The organism is Desulfovibrio mangrovi (assembly GCF_026230175.1).
In the GTDB taxonomy this organism is placed as follows: domain Bacteria; phylum Desulfobacterota; class Desulfovibrionia; order Desulfovibrionales; family Desulfovibrionaceae; genus Halodesulfovibrio; species Halodesulfovibrio mangrovi.
Genome location: NZ_CP104208.1, coordinates 3,351,318 through 3,368,824, shown reverse-complemented (window position 1 = coordinate 3,368,824; position 17,507 = coordinate 3,351,318). Strand labels below are relative to the sequence as shown.

The 17,507-nt window shown below is 60.5% G+C and carries 14 protein-coding genes and 2 tRNA genes; 14 read left to right on the top strand and 2 right to left on the bottom strand.

Annotated elements, in window-relative coordinates:
* Positions 1-9 precede the first annotated feature (9 nt).
* From N1030_RS15085 to N1030_RS15055, 7 genes are all read left to right on the top strand, one after another.
* Entirely contained in the window at positions 10-1,332 is a 1,323-nt protein-coding gene (locus N1030_RS15085) for an HlyD family type I secretion periplasmic adaptor subunit (RefSeq protein ID WP_265826328.1), read from the top strand.
* A gap of 1 nt (position 1,333) precedes the next feature.
* Positions 1,334-2,170, top strand: a complete 837-nt coding sequence (locus N1030_RS15080; protein ID WP_265826327.1) for a transglutaminase-like cysteine peptidase — start codon at positions 1,334-1,336, stop codon at positions 2,168-2,170.
* A gap of 55 nt (positions 2,171-2,225) precedes the next feature.
* On the top strand, positions 2,226-4,289 hold the full coding sequence (locus tag N1030_RS15075; protein ID WP_265826326.1) for an HD domain-containing phosphohydrolase: 2,064 nt from the start codon (positions 2,226-2,228) through the stop codon (positions 4,287-4,289).
* 166 nt (positions 4,290-4,455) lie between these two features.
* Positions 4,456-5,337 (top strand): AraC family transcriptional regulator, encoded by an 882-nt coding sequence (locus N1030_RS15070; protein WP_265826325.1) that lies wholly within the window; start codon positions 4,456-4,458, stop codon positions 5,335-5,337.
* A gap of 38 nt (positions 5,338-5,375) precedes the next feature.
* A complete protein-coding gene (locus N1030_RS15065; protein ID WP_265826324.1) occupies positions 5,376-5,870 on the top strand; it encodes a VOC family protein in 495 nt (164 codons plus the stop codon).
* Between the two features lie 162 nt (positions 5,871-6,032).
* Positions 6,033-6,108: transfer RNA gene (locus N1030_RS15060), tRNA-Phe, on the top strand.
* An 84-nt stretch (positions 6,109-6,192) separates the two neighbouring features.
* Positions 6,193-6,268 (top strand) — tRNA-Phe (locus N1030_RS15055).
* A gap of 220 nt (positions 6,269-6,488) precedes the next feature.
* Here the strand turns inward: N1030_RS15055 and N1030_RS15050 are convergent.
* Positions 6,489-7,133, bottom strand: coding sequence for a hypothetical protein (locus tag N1030_RS15050; protein WP_265826323.1), 645 nt, complete (start codon positions 7,131-7,133; stop codon positions 6,489-6,491).
* A 320-nt stretch (positions 7,134-7,453) separates the two neighbouring features.
* Here N1030_RS15050 and N1030_RS15045 point away from each other — a divergent pair, with 320 nt between their 5' ends.
* The 7 genes from N1030_RS15045 to N1030_RS15015 all read left to right on the top strand — a co-directional run bounded on the left by N1030_RS15045 (position 7,454) and on the right by N1030_RS15015 (position 15,673).
* Positions 7,454-8,551 carry a BMP family ABC transporter substrate-binding protein gene (locus N1030_RS15045; RefSeq protein ID WP_265826322.1) on the top strand — a complete coding sequence of 366 codons (1,098 nt, stop codon included), beginning with the start codon at positions 7,454-7,456 and terminating at the stop codon, positions 8,549-8,551.
* A 269-nt stretch (positions 8,552-8,820) separates the two neighbouring features.
* Positions 8,821-9,468, top strand: a complete 648-nt coding sequence (locus tag N1030_RS15040) for a phosphoribosyltransferase family protein (RefSeq protein WP_265826321.1) — start codon at positions 8,821-8,823, stop codon at positions 9,466-9,468.
* Between the two features lies 1 nt (position 9,469).
* A complete protein-coding gene (locus N1030_RS15035) occupies positions 9,470-11,029 on the top strand; it encodes an ABC transporter ATP-binding protein (RefSeq protein ID WP_265826320.1) in 1,560 nt (519 codons plus the stop codon).
* Between the two features lie 25 nt (positions 11,030-11,054).
* On the top strand, positions 11,055-12,122 hold the full coding sequence (locus N1030_RS15030) for an ABC transporter permease (protein ID WP_265826318.1): 1,068 nt from the start codon (positions 11,055-11,057) through the stop codon (positions 12,120-12,122).
* 106 nt (positions 12,123-12,228) lie between these two features.
* On the top strand, positions 12,229-13,158 hold the full coding sequence (locus N1030_RS15025; RefSeq protein ID WP_265826317.1) for an ABC transporter permease: 930 nt from the start codon (positions 12,229-12,231) through the stop codon (positions 13,156-13,158).
* 2 nt (positions 13,159-13,160) lie between these two features.
* Positions 13,161-14,864 (top strand): adenine deaminase, encoded by a 1,704-nt coding sequence (ade, locus tag N1030_RS15020; RefSeq protein WP_265826316.1) that lies wholly within the window; start codon positions 13,161-13,163, stop codon positions 14,862-14,864.
* A gap of 197 nt (positions 14,865-15,061) precedes the next feature.
* Entirely contained in the window at positions 15,062-15,673 is a 612-nt protein-coding gene (locus N1030_RS15015) for a hypothetical protein (RefSeq protein WP_265826315.1), read from the top strand.
* A gap of 231 nt (positions 15,674-15,904) precedes the next feature.
* Here the strand turns inward: N1030_RS15015 and N1030_RS15010 are convergent, their stop codons facing one another.
* Entirely contained in the window at positions 15,905-17,503 is a 1,599-nt protein-coding gene (locus N1030_RS15010; protein WP_265826314.1) for a DEAD/DEAH box helicase, read from the bottom strand.
* Positions 17,504-17,507 lie beyond the last annotated feature (4 nt).

Below are 17,507 nucleotides of genomic sequence, written 5' to 3'. Positions count from 1 at the left end.
GAAACGACCATGAGCAAGTACCGTAGAGAAGACATCGAATTCATGAGCGAAGTGGATGCCGCCCTGCGCCACAGGGGGCACCCCTATGCCTATCTGCTTTCCGTCGCCATTGTCGTGGCCTTTGCCGTCTTCGGCGTATGGGCGCACTTTGCCATTCTGGACGAGGTGACCCGCGGAATGGGTTCCGTCATCCCCTCCCAACGCCTGCAGGAAATGCAGAACCTTGAAGGCGGCATTTTACGCGAAGTACTGGTGCGCGAAGGCCAGGTGGTGGAAAAGGACGAAGTGCTTGTCCGCATTGACAACGAGCAGGCACGCAGCCTGTTCCGCGACGCCGCCAGCAAGATCATGGAACACGAGGCCGCCATCATCCGCCTCGAAGCGGAAGCAGAAGACAGAGAACCGGTTTATACCGCGGAAATGCAGGAGAAGGCTCCAACCATCGTACGCGACCAGATGAGCATGTTCCATACACGCAGGGAACAGCTTGAGGCGGAAATGCGCGTACTGGACGCCCAGCGTTTCCAGAAGCAGCAGGAAGTGGAGGAAATGATCAGCCGCCGCAAACAGCTGATACAAAGCCACAAGATCGCCGCCGAACGACGGGACATCGCCCGTCCGCTGATGGAAAAGAACGTATACCCCCGCGTGGACTACCTGCAGCTGGAAGAGAGCCTGCTGCGGCTGCAGGGAGACATAGACTCCCTCTCGCTTGGCATTCCCAGAGCTTCACGAGCTGCAGAAGAAGCCAAGGCGCGCCTTGAACAGCGCAGGGCCGAGTTCCACAACCAGGCCCAGGAAGAGATCAACAAACGCAGGGCCGAACTGCGCTCGCTGAACGAATCCCTTTCCGCCGGTGAAGACCGCGTGACCCGTACGGATATCCGCGCCCCCATGCGCGGCACCATCAAACGCATCAACCACAACACCATCGGCGGGGTCATACGGCCCGGCGAGACCATTCTGGAGCTGGTGCCGCTTGACGACACACTGCTCATTGAAGCGCGCATCCGCCCTGCGGACATCGCCTTTCTGCACCCCGGCCAGCGGGCCATGGTCAAGATCACGGCCTACGACTTCTCCATCTACGGCGGACTCGAAGCCACCGTGGAGCAGATCAGTGCCGATACAATTGAAGACAGAAAGGGCGAGACGTTCTATCTTGTCAAACTGCGGACCAAAACGAATACCATCGTCTATCGGGGCGACAAACTCCCGATCATCCCCGGCATGACGGCAAGCGTGGATATTCTTACCGGCAAGAAGTCCGTGCTGGATTACATGCTCAAACCCATTCTGAAGGCCAAACAGAACGCCCTGCGAGAACGATGATTTGATCAAACGCGTGCGCCTACGCCAGACCTCTGCGCACCTGCTGCCGCTTGTGCGCCTTGTCTGCCTCTGCCTGACCGTGGCCATTATTCCGGCCATTATTCTGGCACCGACAGGCAGGCTCTGGCACGCCCACGCTCAGGAAGGAAGCTCAATGGCGGCGAAAATGCTGGCTGGCAGCAAGGCTGCCCCGGCTCAGCAGAAGCCTTCCGCATTCCGGCAAATGCTTTCAGGGACTCCGGCAGCCAAGCCTGCTCCTGCATCGCCAGACGGGAAGGTACGCCTGTTCAACACGATGGAGTTCAAAGGACCGCTTAAATCCCTCCAGCAGTGGAACAGAATCATTCAGGCCATGAAGGCGGGAAAAAACAAGCTGAGCGCGGTTCTGCCCGCCTCTGGCAAGAACAACGCAAAAGCTTCGTGGGAAGCGTTCCGCAACAGCATCAAGGACGAACCGTTGATGGAAAAGCTGAAGAAGCTCAACGCCCACTTCAACAAATACCCGTACCGGCTTGATCAGGAAGTATGGGGACAGTCGGACTACTGGGCCACACCCGCCGAGTTCGCGCTAAAATCCGGGGACTGCGAGGATTACTCCATCACCAAGTATTACGCCCTCAGGGAGCTGGGCGTTCCGGCGGAGGACCTGAGAATCGTCGCCCTGAAGGACCGCATCAGAGGCATCGGGCATGCGGTTCTCGTGGTCTACGCAGAGGGCACCGCCTGGGTGCTGGACAACCAGACAGACCTTGTCCTCTCCCATGACAGATACAGCCACTATCTCCCCCAGTATTCCGTCAATGAATTCAACCGCTGGGCACATGTCCCGGTGAAATGAGCACTGCATATAACCAGACGGCGCAAGCCGTGAAAACACTATTCCGGAGTTGACTATGGCAGAATCCAAATCACCAGCACACGCGACCGGCAACGCCAAGAGAGGAAAGATAATCCTCTTCGGCGCATGTCTTCTCGCCATGACCATTGTGGCGTCCGTAACGCTTTCAATGATCAGCATCAACAGCAAGGAAAAGGAACTGGTCACCACCCTTGCACGCCAGCAGGAACTGCTTTCGCACAGCCGTTCCGAAGTGGTGGAAACGTGGCTTGCCAGCCTTGCGGAACAGGGCGACAGGCTCATCAATGCAGACATGTTCCGGCTTTTTGCCTCAGAGGTGAACGCACTGGGCAGCGACCTTGCCCCCATGCTCACCCCCACGGGCAAGGACGACGACAGCGCCTTGCTGGCCCAGCAGCTGCCCATGATGCGCAGCCTGCTTTCGGAATTTGCCAGCTACGCGGGATTCGTATCCGGCCGCATCATCAACACATCCGGCCAGACCTACATTGCCACGGATGCGGCTACAACGCCGCTCTCCCAGATGCAGGCAGACTACGTAAAGGCCACACTGGCGGCCAAGGCCCCCCACTTCGCCCCTGCCCGCATGGGGAGCAACGGCCTGCTGCTGGACATGTTCCTGCCCATTTATCCTCCGCAGTTCGAAGAGGGTAAAGGCTCGCCCGTTGCCGTACTCATGCTCTCCCGCATCGTTTCCGGCAAGATAAGCGAATTCATCGCCACGTCGCCTCTGGGAGGCAACGCCCTGCGCACACACCTCATCCAGCGTACCGGCGACACCTTCGAGGAAGTCGCCCCATGGCTGCCCGAAGGCCTGCGCAAGCTTTCCCTGCTGCCGCAGGATCTCGGCGAATCCAAGAACATTCCCTTTGCGGCCCGCGCATCGCTTGACGGCGAAGGACAATCCTATTCCAGCGCCTACAAGCTGCCCTCCATCGACTGGTGGATCGTGCAGGAGGCCGACTACGCCCAGGCGCGTGCAGCCCTGACAACCTATTCGCAGACCATCACCATTATTGCGGTGCTGGTCACGCTGGCGTTTGGCCTGCTCATCGGCAGCCTGTGGTGGTTCCTCATCGGCGTGGAAAACAAGCAGGATGCGGAAAAGTTCAAGCTGCTGGCGGATACCATCAACGAGCAGCGTCTGCTGCTTGACTCCGTCAACAACACCATAACGGACTTCATCGCACTCAAGTCGCCGGACGGCACCTATCTGTACGTGAACCCCGCCTTTGCAAAGGCCGTGGGGCGTCCCGTCAATGAAATGGTAGGACTGGACGACGCCGCCATCTTCGGCTTTGAAACCTCGCGCCGCCTGAAGAAATCCGACGAACTGGTGCACTTCTCAGGCCAGTCAGTCACCATCAACGAGACCATCTTCCTGCAGTCGCGCAAGTACCATGTACAGATTTCCAAGGCCCCGTTCTGCGATGCGGAAAAGTGCGACGGCATTGTTTCCGTGTTCCGCGATGTGACCGAAGCCGTGGAAGCGCAGGAACGGAACAAGCGTGTGGTCAAGCAGACCGTGGAAGCGCTGGTTAGCACCATTGAACACACCGACCCCTACCTTGGCGGACACACCCGCATGCTCTGCGCGCTTTCAGCGGAAGTGGCCAAAGCACTGGGCATGAGCGAAGAGGAACTCGCCACGGTGGATGCCGCCGCCAACCTCTCGCAGGTGGGCAAAATGTTCGTGCCGCAGGAAATCCTGAACAAGCCCGGTCAGCTCACCGAGGAAGAGAAGACCCAGATGGAACGCCACGTGGAGCACGCACGGGACGTACTCAAGAACATCGACTTCGACCTGCCCGTGGTGGAAGCCATTTACCAGATGAACGAACGTCTGGACGGCAGCGGCTATCCTAAGGGCCTGAAGGACGGCGAGATCATGGCGGCAGCCAAGGTGCTGAGCCTGACCAACGCCTTCTGCGCGCTGGTGCGCCCGCGTTCCTACCGTCCTGCCAAGCCGGTTCCCGAGGCCCTGAAGATCATGGATAGCCTGAAGAGCCATTACGAACCGCAGGTCATTGCCAAACTCAAGGAAGTGCTCAACTCCCCCGCAGGCGAAAAGATCATCGCCAGCATCTCCGCGGCATAGCCGCACACCGGCCCTGCGCCGGACCACTCCGGAATACACAAAGGCCGCCTTCGGGCGGCCTTTCTGCTTGCCGAAATCAGCTGCTTGCGTTGATATGAGCCAGCCTTGAACAGAAACTTCCTGCCGCAACAAGCCACCCCGGCTTCCGGCTCAAAACGAGAGGTCCATGCCTGCCTTGCCCGACCCCACCCCAGCCAGCCGCGCCCTCCGCGCAGGCCCTGATCAGCGCTACCGGCAGTATGCGCCCTGTCGGCAGCTTGCGCCCTATGTGCTCTGCTACTGGTCCATGCGGGCCGATGCCGACAGTCGGGATGCCACCCGCGTCCGCGTGGTGCCGGACGGCTGTCTGGATGCGGTGTTCGATCCGCACGGCATTCTCGCCCCCGTCGGCATGCAGCCGTCCGCCCCGGGCGTGTTTCTTACGGGCATCATGCAGCGGAGCGCCGTCATAGGCTTTGCCGCTCCCGGCGCGGTGTTCGGCATACGCTTCCGCCCTGCGGGTACCGGAGCCTTTCTCGACATCCACGTTCAGGAGACAACGGGCCTCAGACTGAATATCTGCGACGTCATGCCCGATCTTTCCGCGAGACTGGAGGACACCCTGCTTGCAGCCCCCCACGGTATGCAGGCAGTTATCCGCCACATGGAACAGGCGCTGCTGCACCGCCTTGCAGGCGTGAAAAGCTCCCCGCCGCTGGCCCATGCGGCAGTTGCCGCCTTTGCCCAGTCACACGGCTCTCTCGGCGTAGGGTCCGTAGCCATGCGGCTCGGTGTCAGCCCCCGCCATCTGGAACGCTGCTTTGCCAGACACGTGGGGCTTTCTCCCAAGCAATTCTGCCGCATCATGCGGCTGCACCATGCCCTGCATATGCTGCGCAGCGCACCGGATACGCCCCGTTGGTGCCACCTTGCCGCCGAGACCGGCTTTGCCGATCAGGCCCATCTTATCCGCGAAATGCGCACCCTGTTCGGAGCCACTCCCACGGAACTCCAGAATGAACACAACGATGTCGCATTTATTCAATACGACATGCCCGACCTGCGATAACAGGACACTCCACACCATCCAAACAAGGAGTGACCTTCATGCACATTTCTTTCGAAGGACCGGCCATTGTCGTCCGCAGCATTCCGGCCTCGCGGGCATTCTATGAAAACCTGATGCGCCAGAACGTGGAATTCAGCGTAGCCGAGGCCTTTGTCAGCTACACAAGCAAGTTTTCCATCTGGCAGGAAAGCAGCGCCTCCGCCATGTTCCATGGACAGAGCAAACGGCTGGCGTATCAGCCTGCCGAATCGCTTGAGCAATTCGAGCTCTACTTTGAAACGCCTGATCTGGACGAGACATGGGCCACATTCCGTCAAAACGAAGTCCCTCTGGTTCATGACGTGGTCGAGCAACCATGGGGCCAACGCTGTTTCCGCGTGAAAGATCCCGACGGCTACGTGGTGGAACTGGCCGAGCCCATGCCACTGGTAGTGCGCCGCTTCCTTGACGCAGGCATGACTGTGGAAGAAGCCTCCAAACGCACCCTGCTGCCCGTTGGCATAATTGAATCCATCGTTAACTCCGCTGAGTAATCCCCGGGGAGTGCTCCAAGGGTGCAGCTCAGGCATATGTCTGCCCCCCCTCACAGCCCTTGAACAGGCCTCCAGAACAGGGTTTTTTCGACATTTCGGCTGGATCGCGAAAAAAAGACTTGCCAATCCGCCAGACATTCTCTAAACAGTCTCTCTCGTTGTGCCTCGATAGCTCAGTAGGTAGAGCAGGGGACTGAAAATCCCCGTGTCCGCAGTTCAACTCTGTGTCGAGGCACCATTTGCACAACCGGAAGCCATCACAAAAACGAGGAAAAACTCCTTGCCAAGCTGAAGAGCTTCCTGTACATAGAGCTTCCTTCTTGCCTCGATAGCTCAGTAGGTAGAGCAGGGGACTGAAAATCCCCGTGTCCGCAGTTCAACTCTGTGTCGAGGCACCATGAGAACAAAGCCCTTGCGCAACGCGCAAGGGCTTTTCTCGTTTCAGCAGACTTCGCCTGCCCTTAACGCCTGCAAACCCTGTCCCCCTAATCTCCAGCACATTCGCAACAGCAGGCAGACTCCAGTCCGGCACAGCAAAACGCCATAAAAAAGACCGGATGCAGGGCGGTATCTATCCGCCATACATCCGGCCAGTATCGCTTAGAACACGGAACGGGGTCAGATAATGATCCGAGGTTCGTTCAAAGGCTCAGCATGTTTTTCCTGATCATACAGCTTGCTGAAAGGCGGCAGGGGCTCAAGGCCCGTCATGTCGCCCGCAGCAGCACCGTAGGAGATGGTCACAACGCGCATCAACACAAAATCACCCGACAGGCGGTCAAGCATGTGCACGCGCGCCTTGGCAGGCAGCTTCACCCCAGCCGCGTTCAGGAAGGCGATATACTGGGCAAACTCTGCGTCTGGCGCAGTGGTATCCAGCACATAGTCTGCCGTGCGCCAGGTGTACCCCCAGGCATCGGCCTTCTCTCCGCCAAGAAAACGGAAATGATAAAACCGGTCGGTCTTGATAAGGCGTTGCGTCAGCATAACCTTAGCCGGCGCGGTAAACACTTCCGACGCCATGGTATCCACAGGCACCCTGGTCACGATGTCGCCCCAGCCCACCACGCGGGTACGCAGTGAACCGGCAAACTCAAACCCGGCCGGAATCTCCACCACCACAGGGGTAAACAATCTCACGGTACGAGTCTGGTCATTCCAGCTCGCCGTACGGGCCACACAACCCGCAAACAAAACGGCAAAGGCAAGCAGGCTCATGGCGAGCAGCAAGCCCAATCTGCCGGAAACGTAAGTCTTTTTCATGATGCATCTCCTTGCACGCATACTGGACACACAGGTGAAAAACGCCTTCATATCCGGCTTGCACAGGCGGCGTTTCTCAGCAAACAGATATCATGCACGTAAGTCGTCACTATCATCTACGACTGCATACCTGACCTGTAAAGACATCACCATAAATAATTCCCGTACGCAGCCGGATGCGCGAAAGAATGCTGTGCCGGGCAGTGAATGTTTGACAAGTGCCCTCCGCGATGAAAAAAGAACCTTGCCGCCGGAAGGGCGAATTGGTCCGACCTGCCGGTCCTACCCACTCTTTTACAGAGATTTTGAGGAGCATACCCATGAGCAAGCGTATTTTCACCGTTCTGATGGCTGCGGCCCTGCTTGCATGCGCCGCCCTTCCCTCCCTAGCTCAGGCCGCCAAGGTCAAGGTTGCCTTTGCCCTGCTCGGCACGGTTGACGACCGCGGCTGGAACACTGCCCACAGCAAGGGCATCGACATGCTGAAGGAACAGCTCGGCGACCAGATCGAACTGTCCATCACCGAGAACGTGGGCCCGCAGGACGCAGAGCGCGTTATCCGTAACTACGCCCAGCAGGGTTACGACGTCATCTTCGGCAACTCCTTCCCGCACATGGACGCCATGGAGCGCGTGGCAGCCGAATTCCCCAAGATCAAGTTCGAGCATTGCTCCGGCTACAAGATGGCCGCCAACATGAGCAACTATTTCGTGCGCCTGTATCAGGCTGAATACCTTGCAGGCTACACCGCCGGCCTCATGGGCTTCAAGAACGTGGGCACCGTGGCAACCCACCCCATTCCGGAACCCATCCGCGGCATCAACGCCTTCACCATCGGCCTGAAGAAGGGCCTGACCGAAGCTGGCGTGGACTTTGACCCCAAGAAGCTGAACACCGTTGTCTGGATGAAGGCATGGGAAGACCCCATCAAGGAAACCACCCTTGCCGAAACCCTGACCGGCCGCGGCCATGACCTCATCCGTCAGATGGCCGACACCCCCGAAAGCTCCCTCGCCGCCTGCGCACAGGGCGTGCCTGCCGTGGGCTACGGCACCGATGCAGCCTCTTACGGTGCAGACTGCGTGCTGACCTCCACCATGGTCAACTGGGGTCCCTACTACGTAGCCACCGTCAAGTCCGTCATCGACGGCAGCTGGAAGGCGCAGGCATACTGGGGTGGCTTTGACAAGGACGGCGTCCGCCTTGCGCCCTTCGGCAAGTCCGTACCCGCCGACGTGCAGGCCAAGGTAAAGGCCGAAATGGAAAAGCTGCAGAAGGGCGAGGACCACATCTTCGCAGGTCCCATCACCGACCAGTCCGGCAAGGTAACCATTCCTGCGGGCGCACAGGCCAACGACGGCGACCTGCTCGGCATGATGTACCTCATCGAAGGCGTCAGCGGCAGCATTCCCCAATAGGTTTCACCGCGCGGCGTAATCGTGTATACTCTCCGGGTCGCGCGAGCGGCCCGGAGGTTTTGTTTTTTTGAAACGACAGGGGAGCATTCCCCTGCCCGACGAGTCGATACAGGGCTAATTGGCGGCAAGGCACCCCCGTTGCCGCCAGCATGCACGGCGTAACAGTTTTTTTTATCCAATATCGCCCCCGAGCAGGAAGCAGGGGGCATGCCCTCCTCACCGGTGGCCGGTCAAAGCCAAACCCGCTGGAGACAGCACGGAGACAACACATGGACGTATTACAGGGACTCGATTCCGGTGAAAAATTCCGCTGGGAAGTACCCGGCCTGCCCTACGCGGTGGAACTGCCGCTGGTGCGCCTGCCTGCGGACGGCAAGACGCTGAAGATCACCTCGCTGAACCTTGTGGGTCAGGTGCGCCTGAACCGCGACCTCGGCGTACTGTTGGCCAAAAAGGTGCGCGACGTGGTGGGCGACCTCTCCGACGTGGTGCTGCTCACCGTGGTGGAAAAGGGCCTGCAACTTGCGCAGGTGGTAGCCGAAGAGCTCGGACTGGAAGCCATGGCCGTGGCCTACAACCGCGTGAAGCCGCACATGGAAGCGGAACGCCGCCCCGTGCTGCAGATCGGTGCCTCCTCCATCACCAGCGGCGGCAAGTTCCTTGCGCTGTACGAGCGCGACATGAACCTGCTGGCCCGCGGCAAACGTTTCATCCTGCTGGATGACGTGGTGTCCACCGGGGGAACGATTTTCAGCCTCGCCGACCTGCTGGAAGAGGTCATGCGCCTGAAGGAACTGCCCCCTCCCGTCATCAGCGCCATCTTCTGCGCTGCCGTCGAGGGCGAACAGTCCCCCCTGCTGCCCGCCCCCGTATACTCCGTGGGCGTGCTGCCCAAGCCTGTTCTGGAGACCGCATAGCATGACCGCCGAGAACGTGAAGCCGCCCTGCACAGAAACGCCGGAACGTGCCCTGCCCCTGCTGGAATGCGTGGGCATTGCCAAGCGCTTCGGCCCCGTGCTCGCCAACAGTGGCGTTGATCTGGCCGTGCATGCGGGACAAGTGGTGGCCGTTCTCGGCGAAAACGGCGCAGGCAAGTCCACGCTCATGTCCGTCATCGCGGGCCGCTACCGGCCGGACGAAGGCGAACTGCGGATGGACGGCCTGCCCGTGCGCTTCACCTCACCCGCGCAGGCACTGCAACGCGGCATCGGCATGGTCTATCAGCGCTTCATGCTCATCGGCCCGCTCACCGTGGCGGAAAACATCCTGCTTGCAGCCGATGCGGCACACATCAAGGACAAAAAAAGGCACACCCTCGCCTCGGTCACCACACGCATCTCCGAACTGGCGGAACGCTACGGCCTGCACGTGGATCCCAAGGCCCGCATCCGCGACCTTTCCATGGGCGAACGGCAGCGCGTGGAAATACTCAAGTTGCTGGTGCAGGACGCCCGCATTCTCATCTTTGACGAACCCACGGCCGTGCTTGCCCAGCCCGAAGTGGAAGGCCTGTTCGAGGTCTTCCGCAAGCTCAAGGCGGACGGACGCGGCATTCTGTTCATCACCCACAAGCTGGAGGAAGTGCTGACCGCGGCAGACCGCATCGCCATTCTCCGGCGGGGTCGCATCGTGGCCCAGACCGAGCCCTGCAAGATCAACAACAAACTGGAGCTGGCCCGCCTCATGGTCGGCCGTGAACTGGTGCTGCGCGTGGACAAGCCCGAGATGCCGATCGGCGAAGCCGTGTTCGAGGCCAAGGGCCTGAGCGGCACCGCCTTTGAAGACATCTGCTTTGCCGTGCGCAAGGGCGAGGTGCTTTCCATTGTCGGCGTGGCGGGCAACGGGCAGGAAGCCCTTGCCGAAGCCCTTGCGGGTACGGCACCTGCCACCGGCGGTTTCGTCTCCTTCATGGGGCACGAATATTCCGCGCGGGAGTGGCACGCATCACGCGATCGCCAGAATGCCGGAGGCATCGCCTATGTACCGGAAGACAGGCACCACGTGGGCAGCATAGCGGGCATGGGGCTGCGCGAAAATTTCTTCCTGACCCGCCGCGAAGCCGCAGGTGACGGCGCATGGCTGGATGCGGACCGCATGGAGAACGAAACCCTCGAAGCCATCAGCCGCTTCAATATCGTCACGCACGACACCGCCACGCTGGCGGGCTCCCTGTCCGGCGGCAACCTGCAAAAGCTGCTTCTGGCACGAGAAATGGCCCGCAATCCCGGCCTGTTCATTGCCGAACAGCCCACGCAGGGGTTGGACATCAAGGCCACGGAAGACGTGTGGGCCGCCATTCTGGCGCAACGCGAGCACTCCGGCGTGCTCATCGTTACCGGCGACCTGAAGGAGGCCCTGTCCCTGTCCGACCGCATCGGCGTCATGTTCCGGGGCAGGCTGCTGGAAATCATCGATACGCGCGACGCAGAACGCGTGGAACGCATCGGCCTGCTCATGGCGGGCACGGTGCAAGGCTAACCTTCGCAGACCATAGGCAAACATCATGCTGCTGCTTGAAAAACGTCATACTCGCCTGAAACACCAGGGCCTGATCACCGCCGCCATTGCGCTCGGCACCGCCCTTGCGGCGGGAGCCATCGTCATGGCCGGTTACGGTGCCAACCCGTTTGCGGCCTACGCGGCCATGTTCAAGGGGGCGCTCGGTTCCGGCTTCGGGCTTGCCGAAGTGGTGGTCAAGGCCATTCCCCTCATGCTCACCGGCCTTGCCGTGGCCCTGTGCGCCACCATGCTGCTGTGGAACATCGGCTGCGAAGGCCAGTTCGTCATGGGCGGCATAGGCGCTGCGGGTGCGGTCATGTATCTCGGCCCCGTTTTACCACAGCCGCTGCTCCTGCCTGCCGTCATTCTGTGCGGTGCCCTGTGCGGGGCGCTGTGGGCACTCATTCCCGCCTATCTGCGGGTATGGGGCAACGTGAGTGAAATACTCACCACCCTGCTGCTCAACTACGTGGCCATCATCGCGATGGAACATCTGTATTTCGGCCCGTGGCGAGACCCGGACGGCATGGGATTCCCCGGAACACCGCTCTTTCCCCCGACGGCCATGCTGCCGCGCTTCGGTGATACCCGCATCCATCTTGGCCTGATCATCGCGCTACTGCTGGTGGTCGCCTTCCACTACCTGCTCGCCCGTTCCAAATGGGGCTTCTCTGTCCGCATCATCGGCAACGGCCCCAAGGCCGCAGCCTACGCAGGCCTGAACGTTTCCCGCCAGACCCTGCTGGTCATGGCCATGAGCGGCGCGCTCGCCGGTCTCGCAGGCATGGGCGAAGCCGCCGCCATCCATTACCGCCTGCAGGAAGGGTTCGCCTCCGGCTACGGCTACGACGGCATCATCGTTGCCTGCCTCGCCGCGCTGCAACCGCGCCTGGTCCCCTTCTGCGCCCTGCTGCTCGGCATCTTCATCGTGGGCGGCGAACAGCTTGCCACCGCCATGCAGCTGCCCTCGTCCATCAGTCGCATCCTCGAAGGCGCGTTACTGTTCGGCTTCCTGCTCAGCGAAACCATCTGCCGCTACCATATCAAATGGGCCAGCAAGAAGACGGCGTAGGAACCGTATTGAAGCGGCAAAAGAAATAACTGGATACGACTTATTGTAGTCGGTGAAAGGCCCCACCAAGCCCCACTCACTACACACTCCCAATAAGGACACCTAGATGCTCGACGACATTACCTTCATCGCCAAAATCGCCATGAAATCCTCCGTGGCGGTCTGCTTCGCCGCCTTGGGCGAAATCTACGCTGAACGCAGCGGCGTGCTGAACCTCGGCGTGGAAGGCATGATGCTCATGGGCGCACTGGCCGGTGTGGCTGCGGGTTCCGCCACCGGCAACCCCGTGCTGGCCACGCTCGGCGGCATGGCCGTGGGCGGTCTGCTGGCCCTGCTGCACGCCTTTTTCGCCATTACCCTGCGCGTGAACCAGACCCTTTCCGGCCTTGCGCTGACCATTCTTGGCGCGGGGCTTTCCAGCTTTCTCGGCCGCGCATACATCGGCAAGGCCGCGCTACGCATGAAGGTCTACGTGGTACCGTATCTCAGCGACATTCCGGTCATCGGCAACATATTCTTCAAGCAGACGCCGCTGGTCTACCTTGCCTACATCCTCGTACCGCTGGGCGCATGGCTGCTCTTCCGTACCCGTCTGGGTCTGAAGATCCGCGCCGTGGGCGAAGATGCCGCCTCCGCCGACGCCGTGGGCGTGAACGTGGCCGCCATCCGCTACGGCTGCACGGTCTTCGGCGGCTGCATGGCGGGCCTTGGCGGCGCATATCTCTCGCTGGCCTACACCCCGGGCTGGAAGGAAAACATGACCATGGGCCAAGGCTGGATCGCCATCGCCATGGTCATCTTCGCCACTTGGTACCCCTTCCGCGCCTTTCTCGGCGCACTGCTCTTCGGCGGCCTGACCGCGCTGCAGTTCTTCTTCCAGGCCACGGGCGTGGAACTCATCCCCGTGAACGTGCTGCGCATGTTCCCCTATCTTGCAACAATACTGGTGCTCATCGTGGTGATGCGCCTTGATCGTACACAGGGACGCGGGGCCGCTCCGGCTGCGCTCGGCATCCCCTTCAGCCGGGAGGGCTGATCATGACTGAACTCAATACGCTCATTGCCGCCGCACGCGGCGAAGAACCAGCCGACCTGCTGGTACGCAACGTCCAGCTGGTGAACGTGCTTTCCGGCGAAATCCACCCCGCCCATATCGCGGTGCGCGACGGCGTGATCATCGGCTTTGAGGAATACGAAGCCAAGACCGTTGTGGACGCTGGCGGACGCTTCTGCGTGCCCGGCCTCATCGACGGCCATATCCACATCGAATCCACGCTGCTCTCGCCACCCCGTTTTGCCGAGGCCGCCGCAGCACACGGCACCGCCGCCGTCGTCTGCGACCCGCACGAGATAGCCAACGTCATGGGCACGGAAGGCATTGAATACATGCTGGCGGCAAGCGAGAATCTGCCGCTTTCCGTCTTCGTGATGATGCCCTCGTGCGTGCCCGCGACACACATGGAGACCTCCGGCGCAGTGCTGACGGACGTGCATGTACGCGATTTTCTTGACCGCTATCCCGAGCGCATTCTCGGCCTTGCGGAGATGATGAACTACCCCGGCGTGCTGTTCCGCGACTCCGGCGTAATCGCCAAGCTGGAAGCCGCCCGCGGCCGCGTCATCGACGGCCACGCACCGCTGCTGCAGGGCAAGGATCTGAATGCCTACGTCATCGGCGGTCCCGCCAGCGACCATGAAACCTCCACAATCGAGGAAGCCCGCGAGAAACTGCGCAAGGGCATGCACCTCATGGTGCGCGAAGGCTCGCAGGAACATAACATGCACGAGCTCATGGCCGTGCTGAACGACTTCAACAGCCAGCGCACCTCCTTCGTCTGTGACGACAGGCTGGTGAACGACCTTGTGGCCAACGGCCACATGGACGACATTCTGCGCAAGGCCATGGCGGAAGGTCTGCACCCCGTACGCGCCGTGCAGATGGCCACCATAAACACCGCCCGCTACTTCGGCCTGTACCGCCGCGGCGCAGTGGCCCCCGGCTATCGCGCGGACTTCGTACTGCTGGACGACCTGAAGAGTTTTGCCATTGCGGACTGCTACCTGAACGGCAAGCGCGTGGTGGAAAGCAGCTTTGCCGCCTCCGCGCCCTTCTCCGGCAACACCATGCACGTGAAGAGCCTGACCGAGGACGACCTGCGCATTCCCGAACACACGGGGAAGCTGCGCGCCATCGGCATCATTCCGGGCCAGATCATTACGGAAGACCAGCATCTGGAACCAAGAATCGCCAACGGCGAGGCAGTTGCCGACCCAACCCGCGATCTGGCCAAGCTGGCCGTGTTCGAACGCCACAACGCCACCGGCAACGTGGGGCTCGGCTTCGTGACCGGTCTCGGCCTCAAGGCCGGTGCCCTTGCCGGTTCCGTGGCGCATGACTCCCACAACCTCATCGTGGGCGGCATGTCCGATGCAGACATGATCGTTGCCACGCGAGAAGTCGTACGCATCGGCGGCGGCCTTGCGGTGGCCCACGATGGCAAGGTGCTGGCCTCTCTGCCCCTGCCCATTGCAGGACTCATGAGCGACGCCCCCGTGCAGGACGTTCTGGACGGCCTGCAGGCCATCAACGACGCCCTCGGCACCCTTGGCTACAAGCTCGGCAGCCCCTTTGCCGCGCTCTCCTTCCTTGCCCTACCTGTCATTCCTGCCCTGAAACTTACCGATAAGGGACTGGTGGACGTGACCACATTCCAGCTCGTGGATTTGTGGGTGCAGGAATAACGGCCAGCTGCAGATACCAGACGCTGAATGAATAAGGCATAACGCGGCCGCCAACGGAGAACACCTCGCCGTTGGCGGCCGCTTGCACGTTATACGTTTTCCATTGTATTTACAGTGGGTCTCTTTGTTATGCCTGCTGCGCCCCGCGCATCTGTCCCTTATAAGCCGTGAAGACCCTGACAATCAGGAGGCCCGTCATGCCATTTATCCGTTTCATCCTTTTCGCAGCCTTGGCTGCCCTGCTGTGCGCCTGCGTCCGCAACCCGCTCGGCATGACAGACGAGGAATGGCAGGGGCTGTCTTCCCAGCAGCAGATGGAAGCACGGGAAAAACAGGCCAAGCTGGACCTTGAACAGCAAAGACTGGAGGATGAGCGCCGCGCCCGCGTTGCAGCGGCTGAAGCGACCATGCGTGAGGAGCAGCGCAAGAAGGATCTGGCTGCGGGCATGATCATGGAGATCATTCCGCAGAAGCCTATCTGCATCGGCGGCAGCCGTTGCGGAGGATCGGACACCCGCATCATCCTGCCGCTGAAGGCGCTGGCCAGCGTTGATTACATCCTGTTTCTGGCAGATGACAACATAGGCGACAGGCACGACGCCGTGGTCCACTTTTATGCCGATGACCAGTTCGCAGAGCGTGTGGACATTAAAAAGCGCAAGCAGTGGCACGAGGCGTTCATCGGCAAGATGGCGCGAAATATCGTCATCCGTCCTGAAGGCGATGACGAACTGCGCATCTATCACATCAAGATTTTCGGCCAGAAGCACGACAGCGGCAACGAACAGTTCATTATTATCCGGAAATAATGCTACCCCTCACCAGTAGTAATGGAGAAATCCAACTATTGAGAGGCTGCGGGCTTAACGCTGAGAAGCCGCTAATTGTGAGTGGAACAAGAAGTCTCCCGCCTGACACAAATGCATGAGGCAGTGCTTGCTGCCTGGTGGAGGGTTGAGCCCTCCCCGCCGGAGGCTATACAACAATAAAGGCCGCCCCTTCGGGCGGCCTTTCATATGCTGTCGTATGGCAATCAGCCGTTACTTGCGGCTGGCGGGCTCCACGAAGAGGCGGTAGCCGCGAATCTGGTTGCCGTTCATGACGCCGAGCACTTCCTGTGCGTAATCCTGCGGCACTTCCACAAATGTGAAGCGGTCATAGATGTCGATGTTGCCGATCATCTTGCCGGGCAGGCCGGTTTCGCCGGCAATGGCACCCACGATGTCGCGTGCGCCGATACGCATCTTGCGGCCCACGTTCATGAACAGGCGCACCATCCCCACCTGAGCACCGGTATCTCCGAAGCCACCGGTTTCGTCCGGCACGGCATCGCCGAGGTCGCGCTTCATCATGATGCGCAGCAGGGCGGCAGCCATCTCCATGGTGGTGAGATCGCCGTTGAATTCGCTCTCGATGAAGTTCTCCACGGTGGAGATGTAACGCTCAAGGTTGCCGGTCTGGATCTGCGAACGGATTTCGGCAAGCAGCTGGCCGGACTTGGCGGTTTCCACTTCCTCGATGGAAGGAATCTGATGCTGGACGATGCGCGCCTTGGTGTAGCGCTTGATGTCGCGCAGCTTCCAGAATTCCTTGGGGGAAACGAAAGTGAAGGCGCGGCCGGTGCGGCCAGCACGGCCCGTACGGCCGATGCGGTGCACGTAGTATTCCACGTCGTTGGGAATATCAAAGTTGACCACGGCCTCCACGTTTTCCACGTCGATACCGCGTGCAGCCACGTCCGTGGCCACGAGAATTTCGATGCCGCCCTTGCGGAAGCGGTTCATGACGCGGTCGCGCTGGGTCTGGTTCAGGTTGCCGTGCAGACCGTCGGCCTGATAGCCGCGGGCCTGCAGGTTGGCGGTCAGCTCGTCAACGCCGCGCTTGGTGGAACAGAAGACCACGGTCAGCTTGGGGTTGTACACGTCCAGCACGCGGCACAGGGCATCCATCTTCTGGAAGGGACGCACCTCGTAGTAAATCTGCTCAATGCTGGGAACGGTGAGCACCTTCTGGGTCACCTTGAGGAACTCGGGCTCCTTGAGGAAACGCTTGGCCAGCTGCAGGATTTCCGGCGGCATGGTGGCGGAGAAAAATACGGTCTGAACGGTTGAGGGCACCTTTTCAAGGATGAACTCGATGTCGTCGCGGAAGCCCATGTCGAGCATTTCGTCCGCCTCGTCCAGCACGGCCATGAGCACCTTGTCCAGCGCGATGGTGCCGCGTTCCATGTGGTCCATGACACGGCCGGGCGTGCCCACCAGAACCTGCGCACCACGCTTGAGCGCCTTGAACTGACGGTCGATGGGCTGGCCGCCGTATACGGGCAGCACGCTCACGCCGCGCATGCGCTTGGCAAGGTTGGAAATTTCTTCGGATACCTGAATGGCCAGCTCACGGGTGGGGCACAGCACAATAGCCTGCACGTCGCGATCACGGGGATTGATGCGCTCAAGAATGGGAATACCGAATGCGGCGGTCTTGCCGGTACCGGTCTGAGCCTGTCCGATTATGTCCTTGCCCTGCAGGATGGGCGGGATAGCCAGAGCCTGAATGGGAGATGCTTCTTCAAACCCCATGTCCTCGATGGACTTGAGCACTTCCTGCGACAGTTCCACACCTTCAAACGAAAAGCCTTCCATTGTG